Source organism: Fodinibacter luteus, from assembly GCF_039541575.1.
In the GTDB taxonomy this organism is placed as follows: Bacteria; Actinomycetota; Actinomycetes; order Actinomycetales; family Dermatophilaceae; genus Fodinibacter; species Fodinibacter luteus.
In genome coordinates, this window is record NZ_BAABGM010000010.1 from 171153 (window position 1) to 193238 (window position 22086).

The following is a 22086-nucleotide window of genomic DNA, read 5'->3' on the forward strand; positions in this document are numbered from 1 at the left end:
AAACCGCCGCGGACGGGTGAATCCGGACCTGCGGTCGTCAGCGGCCCGAGGGTGCCGCCTCGTGGTGCATACTTGTAGAGTTCTGCAACTCTGCAAGGAGCCACCCGTGCCCGTCCCCCTCTACCAGGCCAAGGCCCAGTTCTTCCGCACCCTCGGGCACCCGGCACGCATCCGGGTGCTCGAGCTGCTCGCCGAGCGCGACCGCGCCGTGCACGAGCTGCGATCGGCCATCGACGTCGAGGCGCCCGCCCTCTCGCACCAGCTCGCAGTCCTGCGGCTCGCCGGCCTCGTCACCCAGCGCCGCGAGGGTGGGCAGGTCGTCTACTCGCTCGCGCTGCCCGCGGTGCGTGACCTGCTCGCGAGCGCCCGGGCCATCCTCGAGACCAAGGCGGCCGACCAGGGCGGCTTCGTCGACGACATCACGCCGTCGGCGCGGGCATGAGCACGGCGGCCCCGGGCCCCGCCGGCCGGCCCACCGCGGGGCCGGTCCGGGACGCCCTGACCCACCTGCACACCCGGTTCGACGCGGTGCGCCCCCGCAGCCGCGACCTGCGGGCGATGGCGCGCACCCCGCGCCACGACCTGCTCGCGGGGGTCACCGTCGGGGTCGTCGCCCTGCCCCTCGCCCTCGCCTTCGGCATCGCCTCCGGACTGGGTGCGACCGCCGGGCTCGTGACGGCGGTCGTCGCCGGGATCGTCGCGGCGCTCTTCGGCGGCAGCCACGTGCAGGTGTCCGGCCCCACCGGGGCGATGACCGTCGTCCTCGTGCCGATCGTGGCCGCCCACGGCCCCGAGGGGGTGCTCGTCGTGTCGCTCATGGCCGGTGTCCTCCTCGTCGCCATGGGCCTCGCCGGCGCCGGCCGCTACGTGCGCTTCATCCCCCTCCCGGTCATCGAGGGCTTCACCCTCGGCATCGCCGCCCTCATCGCCCTCCAGCAGGTTCCCGCCGCGCTCGGCACTGAGGCGCGGTACGAGCACGTCGTCGCGTCCGCGGTCGCCGCCGTGGGCGACTGGCTCGCCAGCCCCCAGCCCGCTGCGCTCGCCGTGAGCGCCGGGGTCGCCGCCGCGATCCTCCTCCTGGCCCGGGTGCGCCCCGCGGTGCCGGTCGCCCTGCTCGCCGTCGTCGCCGCGACGGTGGCCGTGCGGCTGACCGACACCGGCGTGGACACCATCGGCGCCCTGCCCGACCGGCTCTTCACCCCGACCGTCCCGTCGGTGTCGTGGACCGAGCTGCGGGTGCTCGTCGCGCCGGCGGTGGCCGTCGCCGCCCTCGCCGCCCTCGAGAGCCTGCTCTCGGCGACCGTCGCCGACGCGATGAGCGTGTCGTCGCGCCACGACCCCGACCGCGAGCTCGTCGGGCAGGGTCTGGCCAACCTCGCCTCTCCCCTGCTCGGCGGCATCCCGGCCACCGCGGCGATCGCCCGGACCGCCGTCAACGTCCGCTCGGGCGCCCGCTCGCGGCTCGCGGCGGTGACCCACTCCCTCGTCCTGCTCGTCGTCGTGCTCGCCCTCGCCGACGTCGTCGCGTGGATCCCCCTCGCCGCCCTCGCCGGGGTGCTCATCGCGACCGCGGTGCGGATGGTCGAGGTGTCGAGCCTGCGCGCGCTGGCCCGCGCGTCACGCAGCGACGCGTTCGTGCTCGCCCTCACCTTCCTGGCCACGGTCGTGCTCGACCTGGCCACCGCCGTCGTGCTCGGCATCATCACGGCCGGCGGGCTCGCGCTGCGCCAGCTCGCCCGCACGACCGCCCTGCGCACCGAGGACCTGCGCGGCCACGGTGAGGGTGACGCCGACGACCACCACGGCGCCGAGCAGGCGGCCCTGCTCCACGAGCGGGTCGTCGCCTACCGGCTCGAGGGGCCGCTGTTCTTCGGCGGGGCCCATTCCGCGCTGCTCGAGCTCACCGAGGTCAGTGACGTGCGCGTCGTCATCCTGCGGATGTCGCACGTCACGACGCTCGACGCCACCGGAGCGGCGGTGCTGGCCGACACGATCCGCTCCCTCGAGGCACGCGGCGTCACCGTGCTCCTCTCGGGGATGCCGGGACGGTTCGTCGCGCGGTTGGCGGCGACCGGCATCCACCAGCACCTCACCGACCTCCACCACGTCTTCGAGCACACCCCGGCCGCGATCGCGCACGCGCGGCGGCACGTGGCCCGCGACGAGCACCACGCGCAGGCCCTCAGCCCGGGCGGGTGAGCGCCCCCGGAGCCGTACGCTGACCGGGTGGATGGTGGCTCGCCGGTGGTGACGCTGCGCCCCGTGGATGCCGGCAGCTGGCGGGACGTCGCGCGCCTCACCGTCGCGGCGGGCCAGGAGCGGTTCGTCGCCGCCCCCACCTACTACCTCACGATGTGCGCCTACGACGACGTGTGGCACCCGATGTCCGTCCACGACGCGGACGGCTCGGTCGTCGGGTTCCTCATGTGGGGCATCGACGAGGCGGACGGCAGCTGCTGGTTGGGCGGGGTGCTCGTCGACGCCCGGCACCAGGGGCGCGGCGTGGGGCGCGCCGCGGTGCTCGAGGCGCTCAGGATGCTCCGGGAGCATCGAGGGGCGAGCGAGTTCGCCCTGTCGTACGACCCGGACAACTCCGTCGCGAAGGGGCTGTACGCGAGCCTCGGGTTCGCCGAGACCGGCGAGGTGGACGAGGGCGAGGTCGTGGCGCGGCTCTCGACCGGACCTGACGCAGGGCGGCCCGGCACGGCCTGACAGGCTGGTGCCACGGCATCCGCCCCGTGAGAGGAACCTCGACGTGCGCACGCTGCTCAACCTCATCTGGTTCGTCTTCGGCGGGTTCTGGCTGGCCCTCGGCTACGCCGCCGCGGGGGTGCTGCTGTGTCTGCTCATCCTCACCATCCCGCTCGGGGTCGCGGCGTTCCGGATGGCGCGCTACGCGCTGTGGCCGTTCGGTCGGGCGGTCGTGCCCCAGCCGGATGCCGGTGCCGGCTCGGTCGTGCTCAACGTCGTGTGGATCCTGCTCGCCGGCTGGTGGCTCGCGCTCGGGCACGTCGTGACGGCGGTCGCCCAGGCCATCACCATCATCGGCATCCCGCTCGCGATCGCGAACCTCAAGATGATCCCGATCTCGCTGTTTCCGTACGGCAAGCGGATCGTGCCGGCGGACTCGCTGGCCCCCGGCGACCGGCCACTGCACTCGATCTGACCGGGTCGTCAGTCGCGCTGGTGCTCGGGGGCCTCGCGGACCGCCTCGCGCACGACGCGCATCGCGACCTCCGAGCCGTAGCCCTTGCGGGCGAGCATGCCGGCGAGCCGGCGGGTCTGCACGACGGGGTCCAGCCCGGACATCGATCGCATCCTCCGGGCGACGAGCGCCCGGGCGCGTTCCTCCTCGTCGTGCGGGTCGACACCTTCGAGGGCGGCCTGCGCCGTGTCGTCGTCGACGCCCTTGCGGCGCAGCTCGTGGGCGAGGGCCCGGCGGGCGAGCCCACGCCCCGCCTGCTGCGAGCGCACGAGCATCCCGGCGTACGCGACGTCGTCGACGAGCCCGACCTCCTCCATCCGGTCGAGCACGGCCGCGGCGACGTCGTCAGGGCAGTTCCGCCGCCGCAGTGCCTGCTCGAGCTGGGCCCGGCTGCGCGGGGCGTTCGTCAGCTGCCGCAGGACGATCTGGCGGGCCCAGTCGTGCGGGTCGGGCTCGGCGCCCCGGGTGCGCGGGTCACCCTCCGGGTCCGGCGGCAGGGGCGCCGCCGGGGCCCCTGCCGCCGACGGGGCGACCGCCGACGGCCCTGCCGCCCAGGCGGGCGGCGGGGTCGTCGAGTCGGCGAACGGCATCCGAGATCGCGGACGGGGTCAGAAGTCGACCGGGACGTCGGGGGTCGCGGGCGCGTCGACCCGCGGGCCGACCCCGAGCTTCTCCTTGATCTTCTTCTCGAGCTCGTCAGCGAGGTCGGGGTTGTCCTTGAGGAAGGTCCGGGCGTTCTCCTTGCCCTGACCGAGCTGGTCGCCGTCGTAGGTGTACCAGGCACCGGCCTTGCGCACGAAGCCCTGCTCGACACCCATGTCGATGAGGCCCCCTTCGCGGGAGATGCCCTGACCGTAGAGGATGTCGAACTCGGCCTGCTTGAACGGCGGGGAGACCTTGTTCTTGACGACCTTGCACCGGGTGCGGTTGCCGACGGCGTCGGTGCCGTCCTTGAGGGTCTCGATGCGCCGGACGTCGAGGCGGACCGATGCGTAGAACTTCAACGCCTTGCCACCGGTCGTGGTCTCCGGGCTGTTGTGCACCATGACGCCGTCGACGAAGTAGTTGTGGGTGCCCTCGACCTCGATGTCGAAGCGGTGCATCGAGCGCGTCTGTGGCTTGACGTGCACGTCGAGCACGCGGGCCGGCACGACGACCGCACGCGGTTCGACGAACTGCGGCTCGACGGCGAAGCGACCACGTAGGGCCGGGAGCAGCTTGTACTCCATCGACGGGTGGATGAAGGGCGCCACGACCTCCTGGAAGCGGCGCGTGCCCGCCGTGGTCATGGTGAGCACCGCCTTGGCCGCGGCACCGGAACTCCGGACCCGGCAGTCGACCCCGTAGGTGTCGCGCAGGTGGTCGGCGAGTCGCTCGCGAGACCCCTCGCTCATCGCCTCGACGCAGACCTGGATCCGACCGCTGCCACCCGTCGTGCGCTTCTGGAGCCCCTTGGAGCGAACCGCGAACGACCCGTCGTCCATGTACCAGACCGCGAGCGCCAAGGGGGTGAGGGCCTTGAGGTACTCGGCGGAGAGGTGCTTGCGCCCGTCGCCCCAGTAGACGACCTCTCGAAGCTCCCCGAGCTCGGGCAGGGGGGTGAGGTCGACGTGGACCGCGCCGTTGGGACGCACCGTGCGGCTCTGCCCGATGTTGCCGAGGAGACCCGCCTTCCAGTCGAGGTACTCGACCTGCTTCGCTCCGTGCCCCATCCGGAAACGCACCCCGTGGCGACCGCGCCGGTTCGGCGCGAGGTGACCGTCACCCATGAGTCCGCCGAGGACGACCTGCCACTGCTGCTCTGACAGTCGAGCCGTCTCACCGACCATGACGCGGTCGCCGGCGATGATCTCGCCGGCCTCGCGCCACCCTCCCGGGGTGCGGACGAGGTGGTTCTCGGTCGCAGCGAACTGCGACCGACCGTTACCGCCTGACTTCTCGACCGTGAACTGGAGGAACCGATCTGTCGGCCCGTTGTCGAACCAGTTCGTCACCCGCCGGGCGACGACCTCGTTGGTCTCGGGGTCATAGGTCCGTACCTCGACCGGGAGCTGCTGGTTGACGATCTTGCCGATCTTCTCGGTGCTCCCGTCGGCCAGGACGACCCGGGTGCCGTACGAGAAGCACCCAAACATCACACCGATCTTCTCGCGGAGCTGGTTGATGAAGATCGCCGTCGTGCCGGTCGTGTTGAGGGCGCCGGTGATCTTGCGCAGCGCCTGCGACATGAGCCGGGCCTGGAGGCCGACGTGGCTGTCGCCCATCTCGCCCTCGATCTCCGCGCGGGGCACGAGGGCCGCGACCGAGTCGATGACGATGATGTCGAGGGCACCGGAGCGGATGAGCATGTCGGCGATCTCGAGCGCCTGCTCCCCGGTGTCGGGCTGGGAGACGAGGAGCGCGTCGGTGTCGACACCGAGGGCCTTCGCGTACTCGGGGTCGAGCGCGTGCTCGGCGTCGATGAAGGCCGCGATGCCACCGGCCTTCTGGGCGTTGGCCACCGCGTGCAGGGCCACCGTGGTGTTGTGCGAGAGCACACCGTTGGCCACGAAGCTGTGCGTCTCGGGAACCATCAGGTCGAACGTCGGCTGCAGGCCCCCATCCTCGACGGCGACGACCTCTTCGTAGGTGTACCGGGAAGTCGCCAGGTCCCGGAGCATGCCGACGAGGTGCTGTGCACCGGGAGGCAGGAGCCCGGCACGCCGCTCGGCCCAGTCGACGATGCGACGGAGCCGCTCTCGTGAGCACGACAACGCCATGTCCGTGCGGAACATGTCACCGGCGATGCGGTCGAACTCCCGGTCTCCGCCGATGGAGTCGCGCAGGTCGCGGATGAGGTTCGCAGCGAAGGGCACGTTCTCGACCTGCGGCTCCCGGGGAGACCGGCGGAACACCTTCTCCACCTGGCTCGCCCGACGCGCGCTCCGGAAGCCGACGGTCTCCAGGAATCGATGGGCGACCGACGGGTTGATGATGACGCTGTAGTAGTCGCGTCCGTAGACCTTGTTGAACGAGGTCTGCATCGTTGCCGGGACGCCCAGACCGTACAGCAGGAGCTGCACCTGCTCGGCGAGCACTCGCGACGCCGTCCCCAGGCCGATGGTCGAGGAGGTGTCGATCCACCCGTCGCCCTCGAACAGTGCCGACAGGAAGGCGGACTGCGCCTTGGCACCCGCGGTCCGGATCGCGTGCGGAACCGACTTCTCCGGCGCGTTGACGAAGGCCAGGCCGTACTCCTCGTCCAGCCGACGACGAAGTGCCGTGTCGTGGACGACGTGCTCCTGACCGTTGTGGTTCTTGACCGTCTCGCCGAACAGCGAGCTCGCCAACGCCGTCCACTCCGCAGCCACCTGCGGGTCCCAGTTCGTGAACCGCACGGCGTGCTTGTTGGCCTCCCCGAGCGTGCCCTCGGCGACGAGGTATCCGAGGAAGACCGCCTCGTCCTCGCTGATCCCGTCGCCGCAGGCGGCCTCGGCGGCGCCGAACAGGGCGGAGACGAGGACGTCACCCGTGGCAATGCGACCGGCCTGTCGCCACACGATGTGTCCACGTTCGTTGAGCACGCGGAAGGGGTGGTTGTGGGTCGCGCTGACCGACCGGCCGGAACGGGTGACCAGCCGCACGACGGGCTTGCGGTTGTTGTGGGTCAGGGCCGCCACCTGCTCGAGCTCACCGCGCTCGTTCACGACGCGCAGCCCCAGCTCACGCACGTCGGTGACGCGTGACGTGCACGAGGCCGGCTGCCCGGCCCGGGCGAACAGCTCGCTCACGGTCTCCAGGCCGTGGGCGGTCCAGACGTAGGTGTCGGCGGTCAGACACTTTCCAGAGCTCTCCGGTCCGTAGATCTCGACGACCCGGCCGCGGGGCAGGCCGCCGATGCCGAGGGCGACGTCGAGCGCGATCGAGCCGGTCGGGATGACCTCGATCGGGGGACGGACGTCGTCGCCGAGGCGCATGACGGCACCCTTGCCGTGCTGCTTCTCGATCTGCGCCATCACCGAGGAGAGCGCCTTGTCCTTCTCCCCGCCGGGGGCCGCGGCCCCCGGGTTGGGCACCACGCCTGCGCGGTTACCAGCCATGTCACACCTTGTCTTCCTGTTCGTGCAGCGAGCGCGCCCACCGGCGACCAGCTCTCGCCGTCGGTCTCGTCGCGAGGTCTGGTCAGACGCTAGGTGGCGGCACCGACAACGGTCGACGGGCGCCGTGGGCTTGTGGACGGAAGCCGCCGGGAGCGCCACCTGTGGACGACCCTAGCCGAACACCTGTTCGACGTCGGGGCAATGCCCGGGCGACACGCCGTGTCGCTGTGGTCGAATCGTCCCGTGCCCTCCGCCGAAGGCCACCACCGGCCGCTCAACGTGCGGCGCCGCCCGACGGTCGCGACGACCTTTCCCGGGATCGTCGCCCTGCGGCACTACGAGCGTGGGTGGCTGCGCGGGGACGTCCTCGCCGGCGTGACCGTCGCCGCGTACCTCATCCCCCAGGTCATGGCCTACGCCCAGATCGCCGGGCTCCCGCCGGCGGCGGGCCTCCTCGCGATCGTCGCGCCGACCCTCGTCTACGCCGTGCTCGGCTCCTCGCGCCAGCTCTCCGTGGGCCCCGAGTCGACGACCGCCCTCATGACCGCCACGGCCGTGGCCGCCGTCGGGGTCGGCGGGCCCGACGAGTACGTCGCCCTCGCCGCCGCCCTCGCCGTCGTCACCGGGGGGCTGTGCGTGCTCGGCTGGGCCTTCGGCGTCGGCTTCCTCGCCGACCTGTTCTCCAAGCCGGTGCTCGTCGGCTACCTCACCGGGGTCGCCGTGCTCATGGTCGTCAGCCAGGTCGACAGCCTCACCGGGATCGACGTCGACGGCGAGTCGATGCCGGCCCAGGTGTGGAGCGCGGTGACCCGCCTCGACGAGGTGCACGTGCCGACGCTCGTGCTCTCCGGCGTGCTGCTCGTCCTCCTCCTCCTCGCCACCCGGTTCTTCCCCCGCCTGCCGAACCCGCTGTTCGCCGCGCTCCTCGGCGCCGCCGCGGTCGCGGCGCTCGGACTCGACCGGCTCGGGGTCGCGACCGTCGGCCCCCTCCCGGACGCCGTCCCCGAGCTGAGCCTGCCCGACCTGTCCGCCGGGGCCGTCGCGGCGATGATCGGGCCGGCGCTCGGCATCGCCGTCGTCGCCTACTCCGACAACGTGCTCACCGCCCGGGCCTTCGCCGAGCGGTCCGGCGAGCGGATCGACGCCAACCAGGAGTTCCTCGCCCTCGGCGTGGCCAACGTCGCGGGCGGGCTCCTCTCGGGGTTCCCGGTGAGCAGCAGCGGCAGCCGCACCGCCATCGGGGCCGCGATGGGCAGCCGCACCCAGCTGTACTCCCTCGCGACCCTCGTGACCGTGCTCCTGTCGATCGTCGCCCTCGCCCCGGTCATCGCCGCCTTCCCGCAGGCGGCGCTCGGGGCCCTCGTCGTCTACGCCGCCATCCGGCTCGTCGACGTCCCCGAGATCCGCCGGGTCGCGCGGTTCCGCCGCAGCGAGCTCGTCCTCCTCGTCGCGGCCACCCTCGGGGTCTTCGCCCTCGGCGCGCTCTACGGCATCCTGCTCGCCGTCGCGCTCTCGCTCGGTGACCTGCTGCGCCGCGTCGCCCGCCCGCACGACGGCATCCTCGGCTACGTCAGCGGCATGGCGGGCATGCACGACGTCGACGACTTCCCGGACGCCGAGCAGGTGCCCGGGCTCGTCGTCTACCGCTACGACTCCCCCCTCTTCTTCGCCAACGCCGAGGACTTCCACCACCGGGCGCTCACCGCCGTCGAGGAGGCGGAGCACCCCGTCGAGTGGCTCCTCATCAACACCGAGGCCAACGTCGAGGTCGACCTCACGAGCCTGGACGCCCTCGCCCGGCTGCACCGCGAGATGGAGGCGCGCGGCATCGTCCTCGCCCTGGCCCGCGTCAAGCAGGACCTCATGGACGACCTGCGTGCCGCTGACCTCGTCGACGCGATCGGCGCCGACCGCATCTACCCGACCCTCCCGACGGCGGTGGCCGCCTACCTCGCCTGGCACGAGGAGCGCGCCGGGCGGCCGCACCCGTTCGGGCCGGTCCCGCCGCCCCTCGCTCCGCCCGAGCCCCCGCCGAGCGGCGCGGCGACCTGAACGTCACGAGCGGCGGGGATGCCGTGCCGTCTGCGGTCGGCCTTCCGCCGTCGGCCTTCGGCCGTCAGGTCAGCAGGAGCCGCTCGATCCGGCGCGAGGCCCCGACGACGCCCACGACGCCGAGCGCGACGAGGTAGGCGGCGTTGCCGAGCAGCGACCACCCGACCTCGCCGAGCATGAGCCCGCGCTCGAGCGCGACCCCGTGGTAGAGCGGGGTCACCTGCACGAGCCAGCGGACGGCATCCGGGTACGTCGACAGCGGGAAGAAGGTCGCCGAGAAGAGGAACATCGGCTGGATGACGAGGGTGACGTAGTCGAAGTGCTGCCAGCTCGTCATGTAGGTCGTCGCGAACATGCCCATCGCCCCGAAGGCCAGGCCGATGAGCGTCGCGGCGGGCAGCGCCAGCAGGGCCCACCAGGAGTGCACCGTGCCCGCCACGAGGGCCACGACGAGGAACATCGCCGAGTAGAGGGCCCCGCGCAGCAACGACCACGTGATCTCCCCGACGGCGATGTCGCGCGGGCCGACGGGGGTCGCGAGCATCGCGTCGTAGAGCCGGGCGTGGCGCAGCTTGAAGAAGACGTTGAACGTGCTGTCGAAGACCGCGCCGTTCATCGCCGACGTCGCGAGCAGCGCCGGGGCGACGAACGTCGCGTAGGGCACCGTCGTGCCGCCGTCGGTCGTCACCGTGCCGACGAGCGCCCCGAGGCCGACCCCGAGGGAGAAGAGGTAGAACACCGGCTCCGCGAACCCGCTGAGCAGGAGGATCCAGGCCCGGCGGAAGGCGATGACGTTGCGGCCGACCACGTGCCGGGCCAGCCCCGCACCGGCCGGGAACGGCAGGGCGCGCGAGGCCCGCGAGACGACGTCCGCGGCGCTCACGGCGTGAGCCGCCTCGTGAACCCGCGGTGGGCCAGGACCCACCCGACGACGACGTAGAGCACGAGCACCGCGAGGTGGCCGAGCGCGGCCCAGTCCGGCGGGGTGCCGGTGGCGGCGGCCCGCGACAGCTCGACGCCGTGCCACAGCGGGGTGACCCACGCGACCGGCTGGAGCAGGGGCGGCAGCTGGTCGACGGGGAAGAAGGTGCCGGAGAAGAGCATGAGCGGCGTGATGACGAAGCGGTAGAGGATGCCGTAGCCGTTGTCGTTGTCGAGGCGGGCCGACAGCGCGAACGTCGGTGTGGCGAACGCGAGCCCGGTGAGCAGGCCGACGGGGATGGCGAGGAGCACCCACCACGACGCGAAGGCACCGAAGAGCGCGGCGACGGCGACGAAGATCGTCGTCGCGACGACGAGGTGCACCCCGATGACGGCGAGGTGGCCGCCGAGCACCTCGGTGACCCGCAACGGCGTCGCGAGCATCGCCGCGTACATCTGGTTCCACTTGATGTAGCCCATGACGACGTACGTCGACTCGTTGAACGCCAGCCACATCGCCTGGAACGCGACGATGCCGGGGACGACGTACTGGAGGTAGGGGATGCCGTCCACCCCGCCCGCGCTCTCGTCGACGAGGGTGCCGAGGCCCAGGCCCATGGCCAGGAGGAAGAACAGCGGGGACAGGAAGCGCCCGATGATCGAGCCCTTCCACGTGCGGCCGTAGACGAGGAGGTGGTACTCCACGACGACGCCGACCCGCTCGGCGACGCCGAGCGCCGGCCGCGGTCCGTGGACGAGCCGCCCGCTCGCAGGGGTGCGCGAGACGCGGGTGCCGGGGTCGGTCGTGGGCGTCGTCATCAGTCGACGAGGGTGCGACCGGTGAGGTGGAGGAAGACGTCCTCGAGCGTGGAGCGGCGCACGAGGGAGGAGAGCGGCTCGACCCCCCGGGCGTGGATCGTCGCGAGCGCCCCGTCCCCGTCGTCGGCGTAGACGAGGAGCCGGTCGGGCAGCACCTCGAGGCGCTCCCCCACCCCCGTGACGGCGGCCACGTGGTCGTCCTGCTCGTCGGGGTCGAAGCGCAGCTCGACGACCTCGCGGGTCGAGTGCTCGGCGATGAGGGCGCGCGGGCTGCCCTCGGCGACGATCCGGCCGTGGTCCATGACGACGAGCCGGTCGCACAGCTGCTCGGCCTCGTCCATGTAGTGCGTCGTGATGATGAGGGTGACGCCCTCGCGCTTGAGCCGGAACAGCCGGTCCCACAGCACGTGCCTGGCCTGCGGGTCCAGCCCGGTCGTCGGCTCGTCGAGGAGGAGCACCTCGGGGTTGTTCATGAGGCTGCGCGCGATGGTGAGGCGGCGCTTCATCCCGCCGGACAGCGGCTCGACGCGGTCCTGGCGGCGGTCGGTGAGCTGGGCGAAGTCGAGCAGGGCGTCGGCCCGCTTGCGGACCTCGCGCCGGCTCAGCCCGAAGAAGCGCCCGTAGACCCACAGGTTCTCCTCGACGGTCAGGTCCTCGTCGAGGATGTCCTTCTGCGGGCAGACGCCGAGCCGGGCCCGGATCGCCGGGCCGTCGGCGGCCGGGTCCATGCCGAGGATGCGCAGCTCGCCGCCGCTGATGGGCGACACGCACCCGACCATCCGCATCGTCGAGGACTTGCCGGCGCCGTTGGGCCCGAGGAACCCGAAGGCCTCGCCCCGGTGCACCTCGACGTCGATGCCGTCGACCGCGGTGAAGGTGCCGAAGGTCTTGGTCAGACCCCTGGCACGCAGCAGCACGTCGTCGCTCACCGGAGGGACGCTAGCCCAGCCGGGGGGCGCCCTCCACCCGACTCACCTGCGCTTTGGCGTGTCCCGCCCGTGGCGGCGCTCCTCCGGCACGTCCATCGCGTCGCACAGGGCGGCCCAGACCTCGCGTGGCGGCACCCCCGCGTCGAGCGCCTCGAGCGCGGTCCGCCCGCCGAGGGCGGCGAGGTGCGTGGAGCCGGCGAGCGTGTGCGCGTACGCCGCGCCGAACTCGTCCTCGGCGAGGACCCAGAACCGGGAGTGGCGCATGGCCGGATCGTAGGGCCTGTTCTCGACCCGTCCCGCCAGCGGCATACTGACCGCCATGCGCCTGATCACCGCCTCCGGGGTGCCGACGTCCCTCGCCCGGGTCCACGAGCCCACCGCACCGCCCGTGAGGGTCGGCCTCGTCCAGCACGCCTGGGACCCCGACGCCGACGCGCTGCGCGCGACCCTGCTCGACGGCATCCGCACGGCGGCCGACGCGGGGGCCCGCATCGTCTTCCTCCCCGAGCTGACGCTGTCGCGCTACCCCGCCGACGCGCTGCCCTCGGGACGCCCGGACGAGACGGCCGAGTCGCTCGAGGACGGCCCGACGGTGACGTTCGCGCGCGAGGCGGCCGCGGCATCCGGTGTGCTCGTCCACGCCTCGCTCTTCGAGCGCGCCCCCGCGCCCGACGGCACGGACGACGGCCTCGGCTTCAACACGGCCGTGCTCGTCGCGCCGAGTGGCGAGCTGGTCGCGCGCACCCGCAAGACCCACATCCCGGTCACCGCCGGCTACCACGAGGACAAGTACTTCCGCCAGGGCCCGCCGGACGACGCCTACCCCGTGTACGACCTCGCCGACCCGGCGCTGCGGCTCGGGATGCCGACCTGCTGGGACGAGTGGTTCCCCGAGGTCGCGCGGGCGTACGGGCTCGCGGGAGCCCAGGTGCTCGTCTACCCGACGGCCATCGGCTCCGAGCCCGACCACCCCGACTTCGACACCCAGCCGCTGTGGCAGCACACGATCGTCGGTCACGCCATCGCCAACGGGCTGTTCGTCGTCGTGCCCAACCGCTACGGCACCGAGGGGCTCATCACGTTCTACGGGTCGTCCTTCATCGCCGACCCCTACGGGCGGGTGCTCGTGCAGGCGCCGCGCGACGAGGCCGCGGTGCTCGTCGCCGACCTCGACCTCGCCCAGGGCCGCGACTGGATCGACCTCTTCCCGTTCCTGTCGACCCGCCGCCCCGACTCCTACGCGCCGCTCACCGAGCCGGTGCGTGCCGAGCACCGACGGGAGGGCTGAGGCGTGGCCGCCCCGGGCGGCTGGCGGATGCCGGCCGAGTGGGTCCCGCACGAGCGCACCTGGATGGCGTGGCCGTCGTCGGGCTACACCCTCGGCGACACCGAGGCCGAGGCCGACGAGGCCCGCGCGACGTGGGCCGACGTCGCGCTCGCCGTCTCGCGGTTCGAGCCGGTGACCCTCGTCGTCGACCCGGGCACCGTCGACGTCGCCCGCCGGTGGGTCGGCGAGGGGCGTCACGGCCACTACCGGGTCGACCTCCTCGATGCGCCGCTCGACGACGCGTGGATGCGTGACATCGGGCCGACCTTCGTCGTGTCGCCGTCGGGCGAGCTCGGCGCGGTCGACTGGGTCTTCAACGGCTGGGGCGCCCAGGGGTGGGCGACGTGGGAGCGCGACGCGCGGGTCGGGGCGTTCGTCGCCGGCCGGTCCGGCGCGACGCTCGTGGCGAGCGACCTCGTCAACGAGGGGGGCGGCATCCACGTCGACGGCCTCGGCACGGTGCTGCTCACCGAGACCGTCCAGCTCGACCCCGGGCGCAACCCGGGGCTCGAGCGCGCCGACGTCGAGGCCGAGCTGGCCCGCACGATCGGCGCGACGACGTGCCTCTGGCTGCCGCGCGGCCTGACCCGCGACTACGACGAGTTCGGCACCCGCGGTCACGTCGACATCGTCGCGACGTTCGCGTCGCCCGGCGTCGTGCTGCTGCACTGGCAGGGCGACCCGGCCCACCCCGACCACGCGGTGTCCGTCGAGCTCGAGGGGCTGCTGGCGTCGGCGCGCGACGCCCGTGGGGAGCCACTCGAGGTCGTGCGGGTGCCGGCGCCGAGGACGCTCGAGGACGACGACGGCTGGGTCGACTGGTCGTACATCAACCACCTCGTCGTCAACGACGGCGTCGTCGCGTGCGCCTTCGACGACCCGCAGGACGCCGACTCGCTCGCCGTGCTCGAGCGTGCGTACGCCGGCCGGCGGGTCGTCGGCGTCGACGCGCGTCCGCTCTTCGCCCGCGGCGGCGGCATCCACTGCATCACCCAGCAGCAGCCCCGCGCCTGACCCGCCCCCTCGGGTCGGCATCCTCGGCGGGGGTCCCTTTACGCCCGGAGACGCCGGCGGCATGATGCGACGTGCGGCACGCGCCGCCCGGCAGGCAGGAGCCCCTCGCATGATGTCATCCACGACCGGGCGGGCCCGCGCGGCCGGCCTGACCGCAGCGCTCGTGACGTCCCTCGGCGTCGGCGTCGTCGGAGCCTCCTCGGCCGTCGCCGTGCCGAGCACCGGGGTGATGATCGCCGAGGTGTACGGCGGCGGGGGCACCTCCGGTGCCACCCTGACCAACGACTTCGTCGAGCTGGGGAACGCTGGCAGCGTCGCGGCCGCGCTGACCGGCTGGAGCGTCCAGTACCTCCCGGCTGTTCCTTCCACGAGCACCGTGTGGCAGGTGACGCCCCTCAGTGGGGAGGTCGCGGCAGGAGGTCGCTACCTCGTCCGCGAGGCCGCTGGCAGCGGAGGCACGACCCCGCTCCCCACCGCCGACGCCGTGGGCACCATCCCGATGTCGGCGACCGCCGGCACCGTCGCACTCGTCGAGAGCACCACTGCCCTGACCTGCAAGACGGCAGCCGACTGCGCCGGCGACTCCCGCATCCGCGACCTCGTCGGCTACGGCAGTACAGCAGTCGTGCGCGAGACCGCACCCACCGCGAACCTGTCGAACACGACGTCCGGCGCCCGCCCGGCCCTGACCGACACGGACGACAACAGCACGGACTTCACGGTGGGTGCGCCGACGCCCACCACGAGCACCCCTCCCCCGCCGCCTCCCCCGGTCGCGAGCATCAGCGAGATCCAGGGCACCACCCGCCTGTCGCCGCTCGACGGCCAACGGGTGTCCGGGGTGACGGGGGTCGTGACGGCCGTCCGGTCGTTCGGCTCCGCCCGCGGGTTCTGGTTCCAGGACCCCACCCCGGACGTCGACCCGGCCACGAGCGAGGGCCTGTTCGTGTTCACCGGGGCCTCGACCCCCGGCGTCCAGCCCGGCGATGCCGTGACGGTCACCGGCACGGTGGACGAGTTCTATCCCAGCGGGACACCCACGACCTCCGTGCACCCGTCCACGACCGAGCTCGTCGGCGCGAGCTGGACCGTCGAGTCCACCCGGAACACCCTGCCGACCGCCGAGGAGCTGCTCCCGGGCACGGTCCCGGAGGACTTCACCCCCGAGGCGGACGGCGGCTCGATCGAGGCTCTGCTGCTCAGGCCCGAGGAGTTCGCGCTGGACTTCTACGAGTCACGCGAGGGGATGCTGGTGGGCATCACCGACGCCGGCGTTGTGGGCCCGACGACCTCGTTCAACGAGCTCATCGTGACGAGCAAGCCGCAGCAGAACCCGACGGCGCGTGGCGGCACCCGCTACGCCGGGTACGACGAGCAGAACGGTGGACGACTGCTCGTCACCTCAGTGATCCCGTTCTCCCAGCGTCCCTTCCCCAAGGTGAACGTCGGTGACAGGCTCGACGGTCTGACCGCCGGACCGGTCGACTACAACGCCTTCAACGGGTACGGCATCCTCGCCACCGAGCTCGGCACCGAGGTTGCGGGGGGCATCCAGCGCGAGACGACGAGGCCACAACGAGACAACGAGCTGGCCATCGCCACCTACAACGTCGAGAACCTCGACCCGGGCGACCCGCAGGACAAGTTCGACCGGCTCGCCGAAGGCGTCGTCGACAGCCTGGCCGACCCCGACGTCCTGGCCCTCGAGGAGATCCAGGACGACAGCGGGCCCACGAACAACGGCGTCGTGACGGCGGGGGTCACCCTGGAGCGGTTCACCGACGCCATCGTCGCCGCCGGCGGTCCTCGCTACCTGTGGCGCCAGATCGACCCGGTCAACAACCAGGACGGCGGCGAGCCGGGAGGGAACATCCGGGTGGGGTTCCTCTTCAACCCTGCACGGGTCTCCTTCGTCGACCGTCCGGGCGGCGACGCCGTGACGGCCGTGGCCGTGGAGGCGGGACCGAACGGCAAGCCACGACTGAGCGTGTCCCCGGGGCGGATCGACCCGCTGAACGTGGCGTGGAGCAGCAGTCGCAAACCTCTCGTGGGCGAGTTCGTGTTCAACGGCAAGACGGTCTTCGTGGTTGCGAACCACTTCAACTCCAAGGGTGGGGACGAGCCGTTGGCGGGCCGCAAGCAGCCGCCGTCACGCATCAGCGAGATCCAGCGCCTCCAGCAGGCGGATGCCGTCCGTGCGTTCGTCGACGACCTCCAGGCCGTCAAGGCCGACGCGAACGTCGTCGTGCTCGGGGACATCAACGACTTCGAGTTCTCGCCGGTGGTGTCCCGGCTCACCGCCGGTGGTGCGCTCGTCGACCTCATCACGACCCTTCCGGAGAACGAGCGGTACAGCTACGTCTTCCAGGGCAACTCCCAGACGCTGGACCACATCCTCGTGAGCGGCCGGCTCAAGACGGTGGACTACGACGTGGTCCACATCAACGCCGAGTTCTTCGACCAGGCGAGCGACCACGACCCGCAGGTGGTGAGGCTGAAGCCGGGCAACTGAGCGGCGGGGACGCCCCCCGTTGTGCGGCAGGTCGCCCTCGTGCGACCTGCCGCACGCACGGTGTCGGTGGCGGGTGAGAGGCTGAACGCCACATGACCGGTGACGTCCTCGACCGCTTCTCCCCCGCGACCGCCGCGTGGTTCCGGGGCAGCTTCAGCGCGCCCACCCCCGCCCAGGAGGGCGCGTGGGACGCCATCAGCAGCGGCCACCACGCCCTCGTCGTCGCCCCGACCGGGTCGGGCAAGACTCTGTCAGCGTTCCTCTGGGCCCTCGACCGCCTGGCCAGCGAGCCCCTCCCCCAGGAGCGCAGGGAGCGCTGCCGCGTCCTGTACGTCTCGCCGATGAAGGCGCTGGCCGTCGACGTCGAGCGCAACCTGCGCAGCCCGCTCGTCGGCGTCCGGCACGCCGCGACCCGCCTCGGCCTGCCCGAGCCCGACATCACCGTGGCGGTGCGCTCGGGCGACACCCCCGCCGACGAGCGGCGCGCCTTCGCCCGCACCCCCACCGACGTGCTCATCACGACCCCCGAGTCGCTCTTCCTCATCCTCACCTCGGCCGCCCGCGAGGCCCTCGCCGGCGTCGAGACGGTCATCCTCGACGAGGTGCACGCCCTCGCCGGCACCAAGCGCGGCGCCCACCTCGCCCTGAGCCTCGAGCGCCTCGACGCGCTCCTGCCCCGGCCGGCGCAGCGGATCGGCCTGTCCGCCACGGTGCGCCCCGTCGAGGAGGTCGCCCGGTTCCTCGCCGGCGGGCGCCCGGTCGAGGTGGTCCAGCCGCCGTCGACGAAGGAGTGGGACCTCTCCGTCGTCGTCCCCGTCCCGGACATGGCCGAGCTCGGCCAGCCGACCGGTGACCTGTCGGGTGCGGCATCCGGCCAGGAGCAGCGGGCCTCGATCTGGCCGCACGTCGAGGAGCGCATCGTCGACCTCGTCGCCCAGCACACCTCGACGCTCGTCTTCTCCAACAGCCGCCGCCTGGCCGAGCGACTCACGACCCGCCTCAACGAGATCTGGGTTGAGCGCGTCGAGGCCGCCGAGGGCGCCGACGTGGTCTCGGCAGCGGATGCCGTGCCCCGCCCGGCGGCGCTGACCCGCAGCCCCGCCCAGGTCATGGCCCAGTCCGGCGCCTCGACCGGGGCCCCGGCGGTCCTCGCCCGGGCCCACCACGGCTCGGTGAGCAAGGAGCAGCGCGCGGCCATCGAGGAGGACCTCAAGTCCGGCCGCCTCCCGGCGGTCGTCGCGACGAGCAGCCTCGAGCTCGGCATCGACATGGGGGCCGTCGACCTCGTCGTCCAGGTCGAGTCGCCACCGTCCGTCGCCTCCGGGCTGCAGCGCGTCGGCCGGGCAGGGCACCAGGTCGGCGCGGTGAGCCGGGGGGTGCTCTTCCCCAAGTTCCGCGGCGACCTCGTCCAGACCGCCGTCGTCGTCGAGCGCATGCTCGCCGGCGAGATCGAGGCCCTCCACGTGCCGAGCACGCCCCTCGACGTCCTCGCCCAGCAGGTCGTCGCGATGTGCGCCCTCGACGACTGGGCCGTCGACGACGTCCTCGAGCTCGCCCGCCGCTGCGCGCCCTACGCCACCCTGACCCGCCCCGTCCTCGAGTCGGTGCTCGACATGCTCGCCGGTCGCTACCCCAGCGAGGAGTTCGCCGAGCTGCGCGCCCGCATCACCTGGGACCGCCTGTCCGACACGCTCACCGGGCGCCGCGGGGCGCAGCGGCTCGCCGTCACCTCGGGCGGCACGATCCCCGACCGCGGGTTGTACGCCGTCTTCCTCGCCACCGGCGAGGGGGCGGGCCGCCGGGTCGGCGAGCTCGACGAGGAGATGGTCTACGAGTCGCGGGTCGGCGACCTGTTCACCCTCGGCACGAGCACCTGGCGCATCGAGGACATCACGCACGACCGGGTGCTCGTCACCCCGGCACCGGGCCTGCCCGGCCGCCTGCCGTTCTGGAAGGGCGACTCGCTCGGGCGCCCCGCCGAGCTGGGGCGGGCCGTCGGCGCGTTCGTCCGCGAGGTCGAGGCCCTCGCTCCGGATGCCGCGCGCGCCCGGGTCAGGGCCGCCGGCCTCGACGCGTGGGCCGCCGACAACCTGCTCGGCTACCTGCGCGAGCAGCGCGAGGCCACCGGCCACGTGCCGGACGACCGCACGGTCGTCGTGGAGCGCTTCCGCGACGAGCTCGGTGACTGGCGGGTGGCGATCCACTCACCGTTCGGGGCGCAGGTGCACGCCCCGTGGGCTCTTGCCGTCAGCGCCCGGCTGCGCGACCGCTTCGGCGTCGACGTGCAGGCGATGCACGGCGACGACGGCATCGTGCTGCGCCTGCCCGACCTCGAGCTCGACGAGGTCGACGGCCTGCGCGAGCGCGGCGTGGGGCCCGAGCTGCTCGACCTCGTCACCCTCGACCCCGACGACGTCCGGGGCCTGGTCACCGACGAGATCGGCGGGTCCGCGCTGTTCGCCGCCCGCTTCCGCGAGTGCGCGGCCCGCGCCCTGTTGCTGCCGCGTCGCCAGCCGAACCGTCGCCAGCCGCTGTGGCAGCAGCGCCAGCGCGCCTCGCAGCTGCTCGAGGTCGCGAGCCAGTACCCGTCCTTCCCGATCGTGCTCGAGGCCGTGCGTGAGTGCGTCCAGGACGTGTTCGACGTGCCCGGCCTCGTCGACCTCATGCGGGACGTGCGTGCGCGCCGGGTCACGGTCGTCGACGTCGAGAGCTCGACCCCGTCGCCGTTCGCGAAGTCCCTGCTCTTCGGCTACGTCGCGCAGTTCCTCTACGAGGGCGACTCCCCCCTCGCCGAGCGTCGGGCCGCGGCGCTGGCCCTCGACCCGAGCCTGCTCGCCGAGCTGCTCGGCACCAGTGAGGGCCTGGCGCTGCGCGACCTCCTCGACGCCGAGCAGATCGCGCGCACCGAGGCCGAGCTGCAGCGGCTCACCCCCGAGCGCGCCGCCCGCGACGCCGACGACGTGCTCGACCTGCTCCGGTCCCTCGGGCCGCTACCGGTCGACGGCATCCTGGCCCGATGCCGCGAGGGCACCTCCGGCGCCGACGTCGAGGGCTGGCTCGAGGGGCTGCAGGGAATCCGCCAGGTCATCCCCGTCCGGGTGGCGGGCGAGCCGCGGTGGGCTGCGATCGACGACGCCTCGAGGCTGCGGGACGCCCTCGGCGCGTCGCTGCCCCCCGGTGTGCCGCAGGCCTTCCTCGAGCCCGTCGCCGACCCGCTCGGTGACCTCGTGGCCCGCTACGCGCGCACCCACGTGCCGTTCCACGCCGCCGAGGTGGCCCGCGCCCACGGCCTCGGCGTCGCCGTCGCCACCGCGGCGCTGGCCCGGCTCGTCTCCTCGGGCCGGCTCGTCGAGGGAGAGCTGCTGCCGAACGGCGGCGGCACCGAGTACTGCGACCCCGAGGTGCTGCGGATGCTGCGCCGACGCTCCCTCGCCGCCCTGCGCGCCGAGGTCGAGCCGGTCACGCCTGTCGACCTCGCCCGCTTCCTCCAGGAGTGGCAGGGGGTCGGCGGCCGGGTCCGCGGCCGCGACGGCCTGCTGCGCGTCGTCGAGCAGCTGAGCGGTGCCGTGCTCCCCGCGAGCGCGGTCGAGTCGCTGGTGCTCCCCTCGCGCGTCGCCGACTACTCCCCCGCCCTGCTCGACGAGCTCACGGCCTCCGGCGAGGTGCTGTGGTGCGGCCACGGCTCGCTGCCCGGCGACGACGGCTGGGTCTCGCTCCACCTCGCCGACTCCGCGCACCTCACCCTGCCCGGACCCGACCCCGAGCGGGTCCCCACCGAGCAGGGCCGCGCCGTGCTCGACGCCCTCGCCGGCGGCGGTGCGCACTTCTTCCGCACCCTCTCCGACCAGGTCGGCTCCACCGACGACGAGGCGCTCACCGTAACCCTGTGGGACCTCGTGTGGGCCGGCCGGGTCACCGGCGACACCTTCGCCCCGGTCCGCGCGCTCCTCGCCGGCGGCCGCACGGCCCACCGGCGCGCGGCACCGGGCCCGCGGCGCAGCCGGTACGCCGGGCGCCGCGGTCCCCTCGGCGGGCTCGGGGCGGCGCCGGCCCGGCCGGCGCTGCCGAGCCGCACCGGGCCACCCCGGGCCACCGGTCGCTGGTCGCTCCTACCCCCCGTCGAGCTCGACCCCACGGTGCGCACCTTCGCCACGGCCGAGCTGCTGCTCGACCGGCACGGCATCCTCACCCGCGGCGCGACGACCGCCGAGGACGTCCCCGGCGGCTTCGCGGCCGTGTACCGGGTGCTCGGCCGGGCCGAGGAGGCCGGACGGGTGCGCCGCGGCTACTTCGTCGAGGGCCTCGGGGCGTCCCAGTTCGGCACGACGGGTGCCGTCGACCGGCTCCGCAGCGGCACGGGTGGCGTGGGGGGCACCCGTCGCGACCGCGCCAGAGAGGCGCCGTCGGCCGTCGTGCTCGCCGCCAGCGACCCGGCGAACCCCTACGGCGCCGCACTGGCGTGGCCCGACCGTGCCGTCGACCCGGCCGCCGGCGACGCCGAGGGGCCATCCGACGGGCGGCGCCGGCACCAGCCGGGCCGCAAGGCCGGAGCCGTCGTCGTGCTCGTCGACGGAGAGCTCGTCCTCTACGTCGAGCGCGGCGGCAGGACGCTGCTCACCCACTCCGAGCAGCCCGACCTCCTGCGGGCGGCGGCGGCGGCCCTCGCGGATGCCGTGCGCCGGGGCAGCCTCGGGCGGATCACCGTCGAGAAGGCCGACGGCGGTCGGCTGCTCGGGTCCGGCCACCCCGTCGTCGGGGCCCTCGAGGAGGCCGGGTTCCACCTCACCCCGCGCGGCCTGCGGATCCGTCGGTGACCACGACTGCGCGGGCCACCCGCCAGGTCAGCACGGCCGCCGCGGCGCTCACGGGGGCCCACACGGCGCGCTCGGCCCGGCTCGGCGACGCCAGGTTGAGGGCCGCACCCAGCCCGCAGACCCCGCCCAACCCGCGCAGGAGCACCCGCTGCCCCCGAGCCGACCGGGGCCGCTCGGCGGCGACCGCGACGGTGGCGGCACCCCACAGCAGGGCCGCCACGCCCGATGACACGCGCAGCTCGATGGGAAGGGTGCCCTCGTGGCCCCCACCCCAGGCCAGGCGGCCCCACGGCGCGCCGGCGGCGAGGGCGAGCTGGAAGGCCGTGACACCCCCGAGGAGCACGCTCGCGGTGGTCCGGTCGGCCCGGCCGGGGCGCTGCATCGACGTGCTCGTGTCTCTCACGGACCTGTTTC

At 73.4% G+C, this 22086-nt stretch carries 15 protein-coding genes and 2 pseudogenes; 9 read left to right on the forward strand and 8 right to left on the reverse strand.

The genetic code is table 11. From position 1 onward, the window contains the following. Nucleotides 1-106: 106 nt before the first annotated feature. The 4 genes from ABD899_RS07900 to ABD899_RS07915 are packed head-to-tail and all read left to right on the forward strand — an operon-like array spanning nucleotide 107 to nucleotide 3166. Nucleotides 107-442, forward strand: coding sequence for an ArsR/SmtB family transcription factor (locus tag ABD899_RS07900; protein ID WP_345204340.1), 336 nt, complete (start codon nucleotides 107-109; stop codon nucleotides 440-442). Next, a complete protein-coding gene (locus ABD899_RS07905; protein ID WP_345204343.1) occupies nucleotides 439-2199 on the forward strand; it encodes a SulP family inorganic anion transporter in 1761 nt (586 codons plus the stop codon). The genes ABD899_RS07900 and ABD899_RS07905 overlap by 4 nt, the downstream gene beginning before the upstream one ends. 27 nt (nucleotides 2200-2226) lie before the next feature. Next, nucleotides 2227-2712 carry a GNAT family N-acetyltransferase gene (locus tag ABD899_RS07910; RefSeq protein ID WP_345204345.1) on the forward strand — a complete coding sequence of 162 codons (486 nt, stop codon included), beginning with the start codon at nucleotides 2227-2229 and terminating at the stop codon, nucleotides 2710-2712. A gap of 43 nt (nucleotides 2713-2755) precedes the next feature. Continuing rightward, a complete protein-coding gene (locus ABD899_RS07915; RefSeq protein ID WP_345204348.1) occupies nucleotides 2756-3166 on the forward strand; it encodes a YccF domain-containing protein in 411 nt (136 codons plus the stop codon). 8 nt (nucleotides 3167-3174) lie between these two features. On the opposite strand, the gene ABD899_RS07920 is transcribed toward ABD899_RS07915, so the two are convergent. From ABD899_RS07920 to ABD899_RS07945, 3 genes and pseudogenes are all read right to left on the reverse strand, one after another. Next, entirely contained in the window at nucleotides 3175-3795 is a 621-nt protein-coding gene (locus tag ABD899_RS07920) for a regulatory protein RecX (protein ID WP_345204351.1), read from the reverse strand. A 65-nt stretch (nucleotides 3796-3860) separates the two neighbouring features. Beyond that, nucleotides 3861-7020, reverse strand: a pseudogene (locus tag ABD899_RS18910) (LAGLIDADG family homing endonuclease); the annotation flags it as partial. Next, nucleotides 7012-7284 (reverse strand): annotated as a pseudogene (locus ABD899_RS07945) (recombinase RecA); the annotation flags it as partial. The pseudogenes ABD899_RS07945 and ABD899_RS18910, both read right to left, overlap by 9 nt. 243 nt (nucleotides 7285-7527) lie before the next feature. Between ABD899_RS07945 and ABD899_RS07950 the strand changes: the two are divergent. Next, complete coding sequence (locus ABD899_RS07950) at nucleotides 7528-9336, forward strand: SulP family inorganic anion transporter (RefSeq protein WP_345204354.1); 1809 nt, start codon at nucleotides 7528-7530, stop codon at nucleotides 9334-9336. A gap of 64 nt (nucleotides 9337-9400) precedes the next feature. Here the strand turns inward: ABD899_RS07950 and ABD899_RS07955 are convergent, their stop codons facing one another. The 4 genes from ABD899_RS07955 to ABD899_RS07970 are packed head-to-tail and all read right to left on the reverse strand — an operon-like array spanning nucleotide 9401 to nucleotide 12269. Then, complete coding sequence (locus ABD899_RS07955) at nucleotides 9401-10219, reverse strand: ABC transporter permease (protein ID WP_345204357.1); 819 nt, start codon at nucleotides 10217-10219, stop codon at nucleotides 9401-9403. Continuing rightward, nucleotides 10216-11076 carry an ABC transporter permease gene (locus ABD899_RS07960; protein WP_345204359.1) on the reverse strand — a complete coding sequence of 287 codons (861 nt, stop codon included), beginning with the start codon at nucleotides 11074-11076 and terminating at the stop codon, nucleotides 10216-10218. Before ABD899_RS07960 ends, ABD899_RS07955 begins: the two co-directional genes overlap by 4 nt. Continuing rightward, nucleotides 11076-12005 carry an ABC transporter ATP-binding protein gene (locus tag ABD899_RS07965; RefSeq protein ID WP_345204362.1) on the reverse strand — a complete coding sequence of 310 codons (930 nt, stop codon included), beginning with the start codon at nucleotides 12003-12005 and terminating at the stop codon, nucleotides 11076-11078. Before ABD899_RS07965 ends, ABD899_RS07960 begins: the two co-directional genes overlap by 1 nt. A 42-nt stretch (nucleotides 12006-12047) precedes the next feature. Then, nucleotides 12048-12269, reverse strand: a complete 222-nt coding sequence (locus ABD899_RS07970; RefSeq protein ID WP_345204364.1) for a DUF3046 domain-containing protein — start codon at nucleotides 12267-12269, stop codon at nucleotides 12048-12050. Nucleotides 12270-12324: 55 nt separating this feature from the next. On the opposite strand from ABD899_RS07970, the gene ABD899_RS07975 reads away from it, so the two are divergent. The 4 genes from ABD899_RS07975 (at nucleotide 12325) to ABD899_RS07990 (ending at nucleotide 21672) form a co-directional block, all read left to right on the forward strand. Beyond that, the gene (locus tag ABD899_RS07975) at nucleotides 12325-13293 is read left to right on the forward strand and encodes a nitrilase-related carbon-nitrogen hydrolase (RefSeq protein ID WP_345204366.1); all 969 of its coding nucleotides are present in this window, start codon (nucleotides 12325-12327) and stop codon (nucleotides 13291-13293) included. Nucleotides 13294-13320: 27 nt separating this feature from the next. Continuing rightward, nucleotides 13321-14346 carry an agmatine deiminase family protein gene (locus ABD899_RS07980; RefSeq protein ID WP_345204439.1) on the forward strand — a complete coding sequence of 342 codons (1026 nt, stop codon included), beginning with the start codon at nucleotides 13321-13323 and terminating at the stop codon, nucleotides 14344-14346. A gap of 109 nt (nucleotides 14347-14455) precedes the next feature. Continuing rightward, nucleotides 14456-16858 carry an endonuclease/exonuclease/phosphatase family protein gene (locus tag ABD899_RS07985; RefSeq protein ID WP_345204369.1) on the forward strand — a complete coding sequence of 801 codons (2403 nt, stop codon included), beginning with the start codon at nucleotides 14456-14458 and terminating at the stop codon, nucleotides 16856-16858. Nucleotides 16859-16950: 92 nt separating this feature from the next. Then, nucleotides 16951-21672 carry an ATP-dependent helicase gene (locus tag ABD899_RS07990; RefSeq protein ID WP_345204371.1) on the forward strand — a complete coding sequence of 1574 codons (4722 nt, stop codon included), beginning with the start codon at nucleotides 16951-16953 and terminating at the stop codon, nucleotides 21670-21672. On the opposite strand, the gene ABD899_RS07995 is transcribed toward ABD899_RS07990, so the two are convergent. Next, nucleotides 21641-22075, reverse strand: a complete 435-nt coding sequence (locus ABD899_RS07995) for a hypothetical protein (protein WP_345204373.1) — start codon at nucleotides 22073-22075, stop codon at nucleotides 21641-21643. The two genes, ABD899_RS07990 and ABD899_RS07995, sit on opposite strands and share 32 nt — an antisense overlap. Nucleotides 22076-22086 lie beyond the last annotated feature (11 nt).